We start from the raw sequence: 12,939 nt of genomic DNA, 5'->3' as shown, positions 1-12,939 counted from the left end.
ATGGTTCGATGAAGGCAGCAGAAGCAAGCCTTCTCATACAAATGGCGGCAGAGCCCCAAGGGAGCATTCCGGATGATCGAGGAAGGCAAGATTTTCATCGGCGCGAGCCGCAATCCCGATGACAGCATCAACAAGCCGGAATATCTCGACCTGAAATTCGGCAACCGCCACGGCCTCGTCACCGGCGCTACCGGCACTGGCAAGACTGTGACGCTGCAGGTGCTGGCCGAAGGCTTCTCCCGCGCCGGTGTTCCGGTCTTTGCGGCCGATATCAAGGGCGACCTTTCCGGCATCGCCGCCAAGGGCGAGCCCAAGGATTTCCTGACGAAGCGTGCCGAGCAGATCGGCTTCACCGACTATGAATTCGACCAGTTTCCGGTGATTTTCTGGGATCTGTTCGGCGAGAAGGGCCACCGGGTGCGCACCACCATCGCCGAGATGGGACCGCTGCTGCTCGCCCGGCTGATGGATGCCTCCGAACCGCAGGAAGGCGTCATCAACATCGCCTTCAAGATCGCCGACCAGGGCGGGCTGCCGCTGCTCGATCTCAAGGATTTCAGCTCGCTGCTCAACTATATGGGCGAGAACGCCAGCCAACTTTCCAGCCAGTACGGGCTGATCTCCAAGGCCTCGGTCGGCTCGATCCAGCGGGCGCTGCTCGTACTCGAACAGCAGGGCGCCGAGCATTTCTTCGGTGAACCGGCGCTGAAGATTTCCGACATCATGCGCACCAGCAACAACGGCTACGGCCAGATCTCGGTGCTGGCTGCCGACAAGCTGATGATGAACCCGCGGCTTTACGCCACTTTCCTGCTCTGGCTGCTCTCCGAGCTTTTCGAGGAATTGCCCGAGGTGGGCGACCCCGACAAGCCGAAGCTCGTCTTCTTCTTCGACGAGGCGCACCTGCTCTTCAACGACGCGCCGAAGGTGCTGACCGAACGTGTCGAGCAGGTTGTACGACTGATTCGTTCCAAGGGCGTCGGCGTCTATTTCGTGACACAGAATCCGCTCGACGTGCCGGAAACGGTCCTCGCCCAGCTCGGCAACCGGGCGCAGCATGCACTACGCGCCTATTCGCCGCGCGAGCAGAAGGCGGTGAGGACGGCGGCCGATACGTTCCGTGCGAATCCGGCCTTCGATTGCGCCACCGTCATCACCAATCTCGGCACCGGCGAGGCGCTGGTCTCGACGCTGGAGGCCAAGGGCGCGCCTTCGATCGTCGAGCGCACGCTGATCCGCCCACCCTCCGGCCGCGTCGGCCCGGTGACCGATGACGAGCGCCGGCAGATCATGGACAAGAGCCCGGTTCTCGGCGTCTACGACGAGGATGTCGACCGCGAATCCGCCTTCGAACTGCTGGCCGCACGAGCGAAGAAGGCGGCCGATGCCGAGGCCGCCAAGCGAGCCCAGGAAGAAGCGCCTCCACAGCAGGGCAACTCGACCTCCGGCTGGAACCTGCCGGGCTTCGGCGGCGGCAATGACGATGACAACCAGGGCCGCGGCCAATCGCGCGGCCGGGCGTCCGGCTATCAGCGCGAAACGGTGGTGGAAGCGGCAATGAAGAGCGTGGCGCGCACAGTTGCGACGCAAGTCGGCCGGGCGCTGGTGCGCGGGATCTTGGGGAGCTTGAAGCGGTAAGCTGGGTCTCTTCTCCCCTCGGGGAGAAGATGCCGGCAGGCAGATGAGGGGGGTGCCTTGAGCGGCCAGCGAAAGGCCGTTGCGGAGTGCCGTGTGGCCCCCTCATCCGACCCTTCGGGCCACCTTCTCCCCGCTGGGGAGAAGAGGAGCAAGATCGCTGCCTGCCGCTAGATTGGCCCTTTGCCTTGAACCTTCAGCCTTCATTCCCTAAATTACCTGCCATCGACCATTTCAACAGGATGTGTGCCGCAATGGATTTCAACCCGATCGCAACGCCAGTTCGCCTTGCCAACGGGGACATCCATATCCATGCCTGCATCCATCATTCTTTCTCAAATTTCATGGTCCGCGCCTGACGGGCGGCCGCTTTTTTCCAATCTTGACCTGAGTTTCGGGGCGGAGCGTACCGGTCTCGTCGGGCGCAACGGCGTCGGCAAGACGACGCTGCTCAAGCTCGTCTCCGGGGAACTCCAGCCGCATTCGGGGACGGTATCCGTCAGCGGCAGTCTCGGCGTGCTGCGGCAGAGCGTTCAGGTGACGCCTGATGAAACGGTTGCCGATCTCTTCGGCGTGACCGACGCGCTCGCTATTCTTCGCCGTGCCGAAGCCGGCGAGGCAACGGCCGACGAGGTGGCATCCGCGGACTGGGTGCTGGAGGCGCGCATAGCCGCAGCGCTCAATCGGACAGGGCTCGACGCGCTGCCGGAGACGCCGCTTGCCGTGCTCTCCGGCGGGCAGCGCACCCTTGCCGGGCTTGCGGCGCTTGTTTTCGCCGAGCCGGACTTTCTGCTGCTCGACGAACCCACAAACAATCTCGACCGCGAGGGCCGCGACGCGGTGATCGCGCTGATGGCAGGCTGGCGGGCCGGCGCCATCATCGTCAGCCATGATCGGGAACTGCTCGAAAGTGTCGATACGATTGTCGAACTGACGTCGCTCGGTGCCGCGCGCTACGGCGGCAACTGGAGCTACTATCGCGAGCGCAAGGCGCTTGAGCTCGCAGCGGCACAGCATGATCTCACTGAAGCTGACAAGCGCATGGCCGAGGTGGCAAGGAAGGCGCAGGCGACGGTGGAGCGCCAGGCGCATCGGGACAGCACGGGACGGAAGATGGCCGCCAAGGGCGGCATACCGCGCATCATGCTCGGCGGCATGAAGGAGCGGAGCGAAGCGACCGGCGGCGACAATGCCCGCCTCGCCGAACGCCGGCGCGCCCAGGCACTGGACGAGGCAAAGGCGGCGCGCGAGAAGATCGAGATCCTCCAGCCCTTGACGGTCACCCTGCCGCCGACCGGGCTGCCGGCCGGCAAGATCGTGCTGAAGATGGATGGCGTGACATCGGGTTATCAGCCGGGCGATCCCGTCATCCGCGATCTCTCCTTCGATGTGACGGGACCGGAACGGATTGCCGTCACCGGCCGCAACGGCTCGGGCAAGACGACCTTGCTGGCGCTCGTCACCGGCGCGCTGAAACCCTGGGCCGGCACGGTCAGCGTCATGACCGACCTCTCGATGCTTGATCAGAAAGTGAGCCTTCTCGATCCGTCGGCCTCGATCCGCGACAATTTTCGCCGGATCAATCCGCTGGCCGATGAAAATACCTGCCGGGCGGCGCTTGCCCGCTTCATGTTCAGGGCCGATGCGGCGCTGCAGGCCGTATCGACGTTGAGCGGCGGGCAATTGCTGCGGGCGGGCCTTGCCTGCGTTTTGGGTTCGGCACCGCCGCCGCTGTTGATCCTCGACGAGCCGACCAACCATCTCGACATCGAATCGATATCAGCGGTCGAGGCAGGACTGCGCGCCTATGACGGCGCGCTGCTGGTGGTCAGCCACGACGAGACATTCCTCAGGAGTATCGGGATAACGCGGCGGCTGGAGCTGCTTGGCGGCGAGCCGGTCGGATAAATCAGAAATTGGGTCGCAACTGCGCCAAGGACAGGCGGACGCATGCCAATTGTCGGCCAGCCATGTGCGGCCACTGGCATCGCCGATGCCGGCACCGCCGCGGTTATTTCGAAAGAACGACTTCGGCCCAGGCTGCGAACTCTTCGAGGCGATCGAGGGCGCGTAACGCGTCGTCGCGCGTCTTCGCCCTCGAACCGTACTGCACTTCGTCCTTCTGTTCGAGAAGTGTCTTGAGATTCGCTTCCTGTCTGTTGGGCAGTTCGTTGCCCAGTGCGCCACGAAGGAGTTTGACGACCGCCTGATGATCTCCTTGGTTGATCTCGCCCTTAAACTTAGCGGTGACCGCGTCTGCATAGGCGATCACACAGTTGATCACGGTGGAGATCGAGGGGTTTCCAATGTCGCCGGGATCGGCGACCGCATTGCTGTTGCGAGCATCCTTGAGATAGCCACGAGCGACGGCGAGCCTTCCAGCAACATAGGTGCCGTCCTTTTTCTTCGTGGACCCGGTTCTAACCATCCGCGCGCTCCCTGACCCGTGCCGCAAGATCCTCTGGGCGTGCTCCCTGCAGGACGATGGCGTCTTCGAGCATCGAGTTCCACCAAGGATCCCTATCGCGGTCGAGGCGACTAACGTCATCGAGGTCCAAGCCAACGACCGAAGGAGTGAATCCTAGCGACCTTGACGACTGCCGCAGATTCTCTCTCACCTTTTCGACAATTCCCGCAAGGACTTCCCGGCGGGCGACAAGGCCGATATCCAGATCGCTGCCGAGGTGATCCTCACCCCTTGCCACACTACCGTAGACAAAGAGACTCGAAAGATCCGGCGTCTGTTCTCCCGCGCTGAGACGTACGGCATCGAGCATCTTCTCGAACCTCACGGATTCGGCGCCGAACAGCGCCTTGATCTGCGGCGCCAGATAATAATCGTGATTGAACCGGTGCAGGCGACTGTGCCCCGAACCTTCGGTGACGATCGCACCACATTCTTCCAGGGAGATCAGACCCTGTCGCGTGCCGGTCTTCGAGAGCTTCGCTCGCCGTGTGATGTCCGAACTGGAGAGCGGTCCGCCGTGGGCAGCGAGGACACGCAGAACGCGAACGTTGGAATCGACCCCGAACACGGTGTCGAGCGGCGCCCGCATTGCACTCTGTGGTTCTGATCGTGCCACATCTTTCTCCAGACGGATATCAAATCGGTTGATCCGATATCCGATCAAATCATTTAATATCAGATTGCTTGATCCGATATTAAACCATTATAAGACTAGGGGCAATCATCTGGCTCGTCCTCAGAACTATCGGCACCGGTCCGGCGCCGTGAATATGGGAGACTCCGAGCTCCCTTGCCTCTTTTTGCGGGCAATGTTATTGGAATCTCGCAACCCTTCGAGAAAGGAGGATCACGCAATGCAATATTATTTTCGGTTTAATCGCCAGCGTGGTCCCGTCGACGCCCTGCAAATGCGTTTGCAGGGCTGACCAGAGACCGTTTCTCGACATCTCTTCCTGGTCTGCCCTTCGTGGCCAATGCGACGCCGTAGCTGACAGCGCGCATTCCTCTCATTTTCCGGCTCGAACCGCGCAATCCCGTGATGGCTGAACGCCCCGGACCGCGCTTGATACCCGGTCAAGACCAGAGAACGATCATGACACTCATCAATATCCGCAATCTCGGCGTGACGCTGGGCAATCCCTTGTTTTCCAAGCTCAATCTCGTCGTCAATGCCGGCGACCGCATCGGCCTCGTCGCCGCCAACGGGCGGGGGAAATCAACGCTGCTTGCCTGCATCACCGGCGCGCTGGAGCCGAGCGAGGGCGAGATCACCAAGGCGCGCGGGCTGACCATCGGCCATGTCGCGCAGAATGTGCCGCCTGCCCTTTTCGACACGCCGTTCTACGATGCGGTGCTGCAGGCGCTGCCGGCCGATCAGGCCGAAAGCGAGAGCTGGCGGGTCGACGTGGTGCTGGACTCGCTCGATGTGCCGGAGGCCATGCGCGGCCGGCCGCTGAAACAGTTGAGCGGCGGATGGCAGCGGCTTGCCATGCTTGCCCGAACCTGGGTGAGCGAACCCGACGTGCTTCTGCTCGACGAGCCGACCAATCATCTCGACCTCGAAAAGATCGCGCAGCTGGAGGGCTGGCTGAATGCGCTGCCGCGCGACGTGCCGGTCATCCTGTCGAGCCACGACCGCGCCTTCCTCGATGCGACGACCAACCGGACGCTGTTCCTGCGGCCGGAGCAATCGCCGGTCTTCGCCCTGCCCTATACCCGGGCGCGCGCCGCCCTCGACGAGGCCGACGCTTCCGAGGCCCGGCGCTACGAGCGCGACATGAAGGTGGCGGAGCAGTTGCGGAAGCAGGCGGCCAAACTCAACAATATCGGCATCAATTCCGGCAGCGATCTGCTCGTCGTCAAGACGAAGCAGCTCAAGCAGCGGGCGGAGAAGCTGGAGGACGCGGCAAAACCGGCGCATCTGGAGCGCTCGGCCGGCGCCATCCGACTTGCCAATCGCGGCACGCATGCCAAGGTGCTGGTGACGCTGGAGGACGCAGCAGTGACGACGCTCGATGGAACGCTGCTGTTCAAAACCGGCCGGCAATTCATCTGCCAGGGCGACCGCATCGTGCTGCTCGGCCTCAACGGCGCCGGCAAGTCACGGCTGGTGTCGATGCTGAAACAGGCGATCGAAAGACCGGAGACGGCGCGCGACAGCATCAAGGCGACGCCTTCGCTGGTGCTCGGCTATGGCGACCAGGCGCTTGCCGATCTCACTGACACCGATACGCCGATCGGCACGATCATCCGCCGCTTCGATGTCGGCGACCAGCGGGCCCGCGCCTTGCTGGCCGGCGCCGGCATGACGATCGACATGCAAGCAAAACCGATCGGCCAACTCTCCGGCGGCCAGAAAGCGCGGCTCGGCATGCTGGTGCTGCGGCTGACGGAACCGAACTTCACCCTGCTCGACGAGCCGACCAACCATCTCGACATCGAGGGACAGGAGGCGCTGGAGAGTGAGTTGATGGCGCATGAAGCGAGCTGCCTGCTGGTCTCCCACGACCGCAGTTTCGTGCGGGCGGTGGGAAACCGGTTCTGGCTGATCGAGAGGAAGCGGCTGGTGGAAGTAGAGAGCCCGGAAGGGTTTTTTGCTTCGGTTGCGGGGTGAACGGATGGTGGGATCCGGAGCGTAGTTGTTGTTGACGGTGTACCGTGCAGCCCCCTCATCCGCCCTACGGGCACCTTCTCCCCGCTGGGGAGAAGAGGGAATCGAGACGTCGCCACGAGTCTCTTCTCCCCTCAGGGAGAAGGTGGCGGCAGCCGGAAGGGGGCCGCACGGCACGCCGCCAACGATGCGCTAACCCTACCGCTTCGGTGCCACTAGGCAGAAGAAGGCGCCTTGGGGGTCGGTGGCCTGGATGATCCAGCTGCCGCCGGGGACTTCCATCGGGCCGTGGACGACCTTGCCGCCGCCTGATGTGAGGCGTTCGGTTGCGGCGTCGAGGGTCGGCACGATGAAATAATAACACCAGAACGGCATCTGGATGTTTTCCGGCTTGGTCATCATGCCGCCGATCTGCTTGCCGTTATGGGCGAAGAGATAATAGACGCCCATCGGTCCCATATCCATCTCGCTGTCCTTCGTCCAGCCGAACAGCTTGGAATAGAAGGCCAGCGCCTCTTTGCCATTGCCGGCATAGAGTTCGCGCCAGCCGATATTGCCGGGAGCGTCGACGGCCAGTTCCGGCATGGGCTTCTCCATCGGCGCCGGCGTCATGATGCAGAGCACCGCGCCATGCGGATCGGCGACGACGGCGAAGCGGCCGATGGTCGGGATCTCTTCCGGCGGACGGCGGACCGAACCGCCATTGGCGGCGAAATCCTTGGCCGTCTGGTCGACGTCGTCGACATCGACATAACCCGTCCAGTTCGGCGGAATGCCCTTGCCTTCGAGTTCGGCCGGAAATTCCATCAGGCCGGCGACGCCGATGCCGTTCGCCTCGAAGATCGTGTAGGTGGGCATGCCCTCCATTTTCATCTCGGAGGTGGTCCAGCCGACGACCGAGCTGTAGAATTTCGCGGCAGCTGATGTGTCGGGGGTCATCAACTCACACCAGATGAACTTTCCATGCGTCTCAGACATCATACTCTCCCTATTTCGACGCCCCTCTTCCGAGGCCTCCTATGAGGCCCCTTTTCGAGGCTGGGCGCCGTGATTGTCAGAACCTGCGGGCGTATTGCGCTTCCATGAACTGCTTCCAGGAGCCATCCGGCTGCCTGGTGCTGGAGATAAAGCTGCGGTGATCGGCATCGACGAAGATGATCTGCTCGCGGTAATCGGCAAGGCCCTCGCCAGTGAAGTCGGGACCTCTCGTATAGAGGTCCAGCACGTTGCCCGACGCGTCGACCTCGCCCTCATAGACCCACATATAATCCATCATGCTGCCGATCCAGCTGCCGATGTACTTGCCTTTTGCGGCGTTATAGCCAAGCGTCAGGATGCTGGTGGCCTCCCTACCGTCCGGCATGCGGCCGGTTCCTTCGGCGACGAACCAGATGCCGTGCAGCGAGCGGACGGTCTCGGCCCAGGGTTCGCCGCCCGTCATGTCGGGTGCGGTGACGGTCCAGTCGCCAAGCAGTCTCTCCAGGAAGGAATGTTCCTTCAGCACTTCAGCGGTCTTCATCATCTCTTCTCCCTTGAGTGATGGTGGCCTATGTCAGTGACAGCAGGATGGCGCCTTCGGGGCCTCCTCATATTCGTCGTGGCGGCGCACGAAATTCATCGTGCTGTCCTCGTTGCGGCCCTTCGGCGCGCGGTCGAGGATCATCAGGGTGCCGATCAGTTCTTCCGGGCCGCGGGCATAACTCGAATAGGTGTGGAAGACCTCGCCCTTGTCGTTGCGGTAGAAAGCGCTGAGGCCGGGCAGTTCGTCATTGGCATCAGCCGGCTGCATGGGGGTGAAATTGTAGAAGACCTTGTCTTTGGCAAGGTCCTCCGGGCTGAAAGAAACGTGATAATCGAAATTAAAATCGCTGCCGAAGGAGGAGACCCAGGGAAATTTCCAGCCCATGCGCTGCTTATAGACGACGATCTTATCGAGCGGCGCGCGCGAAACGGCGACCCAGGTGACGTCGTGATGGTTCAGATGCGGCAGGGCGCCATCGACATGATCCGACAGGAAGGAGCAGCCGGTGCAGCCGGCATCCCAATCCGGGCCGAGCATGAAATGGTAGATCAACAGCTGGCTGCGGCCGTCGAAGAGATCGGCGAGAGACTTCCTGCCCTCCGGCGTTTCGAAGACATAGTCCTTGTCGACCTTCACCCAGGGCAGCGCCAGACGGGCAGCGTTGACGCTGTCGCGCAGCCGTGTCGCCTCCTTCTCCTTTGCCAGCAGGGCACGCCGGGCTTCGAGCCATTCTTCGCGGGAAACAACCTCATTCTGCATGAAATGCGCCCTCCTCCGGCGCTTGCCGGTGAAGCCGGCCCATCTCCTTCTCCTTGACTAAATACATTGATATCAATAGAAATGGAGCATGTCAAATTCGATCGAGATTCCCTTTTCCACGACGCTGATGGTGCGCGACACCTGCCTCTGCCTGCATGTGCAGCGGGCGGCGCGCGCGCTTGCTCGGCTGTTCGACGACGCGCTGAGGCCGGCCGGCCTGACCAACGGCCAGTTTTCGCTGATGATGTCGCTGAACCGGCCGGAGCCGCCGCCGATGGGGCCGGTCGCCGCCCTGCTCGCCATGGACCAGACGACGCTGACGGCGGCGCTGAAGCCGTTACAGCGCAAGGGTTGGGTGAAGGTGATGGAGAACCCGAGGGACAGGCGCGGCCGGCTGCTGAGCCTCACCACTGACGGCAAGGCGGTGCTGGCAATGGCGCTACCGATCTGGCAAAGCACGCATGCGATGATCGACGCGAAGCTGCCGGAAGGCGGCGCCGCCCGACTGCGGCAGGATCTGCAGGCACTGTCATGAATGGCGGCAGTAACGCCGAAGCCGGCCAGGCTGAACGCCGACCTCGTCACAGCGGACGGGTAACGGCCGAATAGAGCAAGCCGATGGCTGCCCCTCACCCTAGCCCTCTCCCCGTAAAGACGGGGAGAGGGGACGTGCCCCGCGAGAGGTTAGCGAGGAACGGAGAGGTCGCGGCATATCCCCTTCGTCCCGTTTACGGGGAGAAGGTGGCGGCAGCCGGATGAGGGGCCGGCCTCACCGATCTCCTGGGCCGGGCTGTACTGCGTTCGTCGCAGGAGCAGAAGCGCGACGGTCTCCGGCTGAAGACGGAAGCCGCTCCAGCACTTTGCTGGGGATTGCCCTGATCAGGCTACGGTGACCGGGACCTCGGTCGAGGTCCGCATGGCGTGGCTGTAGGGGCAGACGATGTGGGCTGCGGCTGCGAGCTTTTCAGCGGTTTCGCGGTCGAGGCCGGGGATATTGACCGTCAGCGCCACTTCGATACCGAAGCCGCCGCCATCTTCACGCGGGCCGATGCCGACTTTGGCGGAAACCGTCGTATCTTCCGGAATCTTGACCTTCTGCTGACCCGCGACAAATTTCAATGCACCGAGGAAGCAGGCAGAATATCCGGCAGCGAAGAGCTGTTCGGGATTGGTGCCGGTCGCACCGTCGCCGCCGAGTTCCTTGGGAACGGTCAGGGTCACGTCCAGAACGCCGTTTTCGGAAACAGCGCGGCCTGCGCGGCCGCCAGTGGCAGAGGCTTTGGTCGTATAGAGAATAGGCATGACGATCTCCTTTGGTTGGCCCTTCGATCGGGTTGGATTTTTAATATCGCGCAATTAAATTGTACGCAAGTGAATTTTGCAAATTGCATTTCGAATTCGAAAGGAGGACAATCCGGCCTTGGAACAGGATGATCTTAAGCTGCATCGGCCTAAAATCTGAATCCTGTTCTAAATTAAAGTGTTAGAGCATGATGCCGCCCGAAACAGCGCACACTTTTCGGCATCATGCTCTAGAGCAATTCCAGCAAAACTGCGCAGCGGTTGGCGCCCGGAATTGCGTGAAAACAAAGGGATAGAGCATTTTTCCGTGATTCGAAGAATAACGGAAATGCTCTAGCGCATCGGCCCAAAATCGGAATCGATTTTCGGAAAGAACGATGCGTAGATTCAAAGAGTTAGAGCGTCCTTTGTGCGTCCAAAAGGACGCACGGCGCTCTAGGGATGATGGATATGAGAGCGCAAACGACGAAGACGATGGAGATACCGGAAGAGGAGAAGCGGCTGGAAAAGCAGTTGTGCTTCGCGGTCTACGCGACGGCGCATGCCTTCACCCGCGCCTACAAGCCGATCCTCGACAGGGTCGGCCTGACCTATCCTCAATATCTGGTGATGCTGGTGCTGTGGGAACGCGGCGAGCTGCCGGTGAAGATGATCGGCGAGCAACTCGACCTCGATTCCGGCACGTTGTCGCCGCTGCTGAAACGGCTGGAACAGGGCGGGCTGATCAAGCGCATCCGCGACCTGCGCGACGAACGGCAGGTGATCGTGTCGCTGACCCCAAAAGGCCAGGCGATGAAGGGAGAGATCGATACGATCATGACGGCGATCGGGCAAGCCGCAGGCTGCACGCTTAAGGAAATGGCCGAGATGCGCGACATGCTGCATCGGCTGCGGGGCAATCTCGGGCGGACCGGCACGGGCGACGGCTGAACGCATCACCCGGTAGAGCCGGCGTGCGCGCCGAGAATCAGGGCTGCGGCTTAGCCGGTGACCGGCGCTTCTTTGCAGGCGCCACCTTAGGTTCGGCCTCGGCTTCCTGCTGCAAACGCAGCGCCTTCAGCTTCTCCGTCTTCTTGTCACGGGCCGATGCCTCGGCGGCGATGATGGCGCGCGCCGTGTGATCGGTCGCTTCCGCCTTGTCGCGAGACGACAGCTTGGCAGGATTGAAGAATTCTCCCTTGGTGGCGGTCATGTGCCCCTTTCCCAGGTGATGGCGGCGCTGTCGCATAATTCCTTAAATCGGAATCGGTTCAAGGAATTATGCAAAAATTCAAACTGTTACACCGCCCTTTGCGCGCCTGAAAAGACGCGGGGCGCTGTAAGCCATGGCTCGACGGCAGATCCCATGATTCACGGCTGAACCATGATTGCACGGTGGGGGCCGTGATGCCACGGCCGGGATTAGCGGGTCGGGCGGAGAACCTTCTTCGGTGCCGGCAGCAGACCTTCGCGCTGCAGCTTCTTGCGGGCGAGCTTGCGCTGGCGGCGAATGGCCTCGGCCTTTTCGCGGGCGCGCTTCTCGGACGGCTTCTCAAAGGCGCTGCGCGCCTTCATTTCCCGGAACAGGCCTTCCCGCTGCATCTTCTTCTTGAGCACGCGGAGCGCCTGATCGACATTGTTATCTCTGACGAGTACCTGCAAAACGATATCCTTCCTGTCGCGGCGGCCGCCGCACTGTCCAAATTAAAAACCCGGGCCAAAATAAAAACCCGGGACTACTTCCCGATTTTGATGCTCGAAAACTTCAGCCAGGGCTCGGCGCCGTCGGACTTGGCCGCCGCCTCGGGAGAAGCCCTCGACGGAGTTTCACCGGTATCGATGTCGGCCTCAGTGATGCGGCGCTCGAAATTCTCTGCGTCGAACTGGACGCGATATTGCACATGCCCATGGTCGTTGGGCAGGATGCTGGAGATCCGGCACCGCTTATCGGCTTTCGCCGTGCGGGTGAGGCCGGATTTCAGCACGATCATGTCGCCGACTTTATAGTTTTGTCTGCCCATTTCAGCGCTCCTTCGACTCTTCGGCTGCTCAATCTGTCGCTCACAAGGCCTGCGCAAAGCAAAAAGGCCGGGCTCGAACCCGACCTCTTCCAGTCACTCAGCCCGCTGCCAGTTTGGTCAGCCCGCTGCCAGTACATCCGTGGTCAGCGTAGGCGAATGACAAATTATGCGGCCTGAAGATTGTCAGCCGAATTCTTGCCGGACTTCTTGTCGCGGACGAGATCGTAGCGGATCTTCTGACCTTCAACGAGTTCGCGCATTCCGGCGCGTTCAACCGCTGAGATATGGACAAAAACGTCCGTAGAACCATCATCGGGCTGAATGAAGCCAAAACCCTTGGTGCCATTGAACCACTTGACGACGCCTGAATTCATAACGATCTCCTTTTCAACCGTTTGTGTTCGCCTGCGGAACAATCCCCGACAAGCCGTATCGATGTTGAGAGGATATCTGACGGAGCGCTCAAGCGCGTGGACAAAGGTCGCAAGCAATTCGATACGCACCATGTAGGATATTTACCGAATTAAGCAATGGTATTTCGGAAAATAATTCTCTTGCGGGCGCAAAATGAAGCTCTTGCCCGGGAGGCAAAGCACTGCTTGCCTGGGGCAAAGCAGCCGCTTGCCTGGGGCAAAGCACCTGC

15 protein-coding genes are annotated in these 12,939 nt (G+C 61.5%); 5 read left to right on the top strand and 10 right to left on the bottom strand.

Annotation, left to right across the window (positions count from 1 at the left end; genetic code table 11):
- The first annotated feature begins 72 nt into the window (after positions 1–72).
- Complete coding sequence (locus ACIPSK_RS24045) at positions 73–1,638, top strand: helicase HerA-like C-terminal domain-containing protein (protein WP_017963472.1); 1,566 nt, start codon at positions 73–75, stop codon at positions 1,636–1,638.
- 309 nt (positions 1,639–1,947) lie between these two features.
- Entirely contained in the window at positions 1,948–3,543 is a 1,596-nt protein-coding gene (locus ACIPSK_RS24040; RefSeq protein ID WP_162118124.1) for an ABC-F family ATP-binding cassette domain-containing protein, read from the top strand.
- Positions 3,544–3,646: 103 nt separating this feature from the next.
- Here ACIPSK_RS24040 and ACIPSK_RS24035 read toward each other — a convergent pair whose 3' ends face one another.
- Entirely contained in the window at positions 3,647–4,063 is a 417-nt protein-coding gene (locus ACIPSK_RS24035) for a hypothetical protein (protein WP_017963469.1), read from the bottom strand.
- Positions 4,056–4,718 carry a helix-turn-helix domain-containing protein gene (locus tag ACIPSK_RS24030; RefSeq protein WP_245268341.1) on the bottom strand — a complete coding sequence of 221 codons (663 nt, stop codon included), beginning with the start codon at positions 4,716–4,718 and terminating at the stop codon, positions 4,056–4,058. The genes ACIPSK_RS24035 and ACIPSK_RS24030 overlap by 8 nt, the downstream gene beginning before the upstream one ends.
- A 477-nt stretch (positions 4,719–5,195) precedes the next feature.
- On the opposite strand from ACIPSK_RS24030, the gene ACIPSK_RS24025 reads away from it, so the two are divergent.
- Positions 5,196–6,716 (top strand): ABC-F family ATP-binding cassette domain-containing protein, encoded by a 1,521-nt coding sequence (locus ACIPSK_RS24025; RefSeq protein WP_026154066.1) that lies wholly within the window; start codon positions 5,196–5,198, stop codon positions 6,714–6,716.
- A 195-nt stretch (positions 6,717–6,911) separates the two neighbouring features.
- Here the strand turns inward: ACIPSK_RS24025 and ACIPSK_RS24020 are convergent, their stop codons facing one another.
- From ACIPSK_RS24020 to ACIPSK_RS24010, 3 genes are all read right to left on the bottom strand, one after another.
- Complete coding sequence (locus ACIPSK_RS24020; protein ID WP_017963466.1) at positions 6,912–7,691, bottom strand: VOC family protein; 780 nt, start codon at positions 7,689–7,691, stop codon at positions 6,912–6,914.
- A gap of 76 nt (positions 7,692–7,767) precedes the next feature.
- A complete protein-coding gene (locus ACIPSK_RS24015) occupies positions 7,768–8,235 on the bottom strand; it encodes a DUF1579 domain-containing protein (protein WP_017963465.1) in 468 nt (155 codons plus the stop codon).
- A 30-nt stretch (positions 8,236–8,265) separates the two neighbouring features.
- Positions 8,266–8,994, bottom strand: a complete 729-nt coding sequence (locus ACIPSK_RS24010; RefSeq protein WP_162118125.1) for a DUF899 domain-containing protein — start codon at positions 8,992–8,994, stop codon at positions 8,266–8,268.
- A gap of 88 nt (positions 8,995–9,082) precedes the next feature.
- Here ACIPSK_RS24010 and ACIPSK_RS24005 point away from each other — a divergent pair, with 88 nt between their 5' ends.
- On the top strand, positions 9,083–9,529 hold the full coding sequence (locus ACIPSK_RS24005) for a MarR family winged helix-turn-helix transcriptional regulator (protein ID WP_017963464.1): 447 nt from the start codon (positions 9,083–9,085) through the stop codon (positions 9,527–9,529).
- A 344-nt stretch (positions 9,530–9,873) separates the two neighbouring features.
- Here ACIPSK_RS24005 and ACIPSK_RS24000 read toward each other — a convergent pair whose 3' ends face one another.
- Positions 9,874–10,296 (bottom strand): organic hydroperoxide resistance protein, encoded by a 423-nt coding sequence (locus ACIPSK_RS24000; RefSeq protein ID WP_003546481.1) that lies wholly within the window; start codon positions 10,294–10,296, stop codon positions 9,874–9,876.
- 441 nt (positions 10,297–10,737) lie between these two features.
- Here ACIPSK_RS24000 and ACIPSK_RS23995 point away from each other — a divergent pair, with 441 nt between their 5' ends.
- Positions 10,738–11,226 carry a MarR family winged helix-turn-helix transcriptional regulator gene (locus ACIPSK_RS23995; protein ID WP_017963463.1) on the top strand — a complete coding sequence of 163 codons (489 nt, stop codon included), beginning with the start codon at positions 10,738–10,740 and terminating at the stop codon, positions 11,224–11,226.
- Positions 11,227–11,263: 37 nt separating this feature from the next.
- Here ACIPSK_RS23995 and ACIPSK_RS23990 read toward each other — a convergent pair whose 3' ends face one another.
- The 4 genes from ACIPSK_RS23990 to ACIPSK_RS23975 all read right to left on the bottom strand — a co-directional run bounded on the left by ACIPSK_RS23990 (position 11,264) and on the right by ACIPSK_RS23975 (position 12,670).
- Positions 11,264–11,488: a hypothetical protein gene (locus tag ACIPSK_RS23990; protein WP_017963462.1), complete on the bottom strand. Its 225-nt coding sequence runs from the start codon at positions 11,486–11,488 to the stop codon at positions 11,264–11,266.
- Between the two features lie 209 nt (positions 11,489–11,697).
- Positions 11,698–11,937, bottom strand: coding sequence for a 30S ribosomal protein S21 (gene rpsU / locus ACIPSK_RS23985; protein ID WP_003546477.1), 240 nt, complete (start codon positions 11,935–11,937; stop codon positions 11,698–11,700).
- A 74-nt stretch (positions 11,938–12,011) separates the two neighbouring features.
- Entirely contained in the window at positions 12,012–12,296 is a 285-nt protein-coding gene (locus tag ACIPSK_RS23980; RefSeq protein ID WP_017963461.1) for a hypothetical protein, read from the bottom strand.
- A gap of 164 nt (positions 12,297–12,460) precedes the next feature.
- Entirely contained in the window at positions 12,461–12,670 is a 210-nt protein-coding gene (locus ACIPSK_RS23975) for a cold-shock protein (protein WP_003546468.1), read from the bottom strand.
- Between the last annotated feature and the right edge of the window lie 269 nt (positions 12,671–12,939).

This window comes from Rhizobium sp. LARHSG275 (assembly GCF_052871115.1).
Note: the sequence above shows the minus strand (reverse complement) of the source record. Positions and strands in the feature narration are given on the sequence as shown.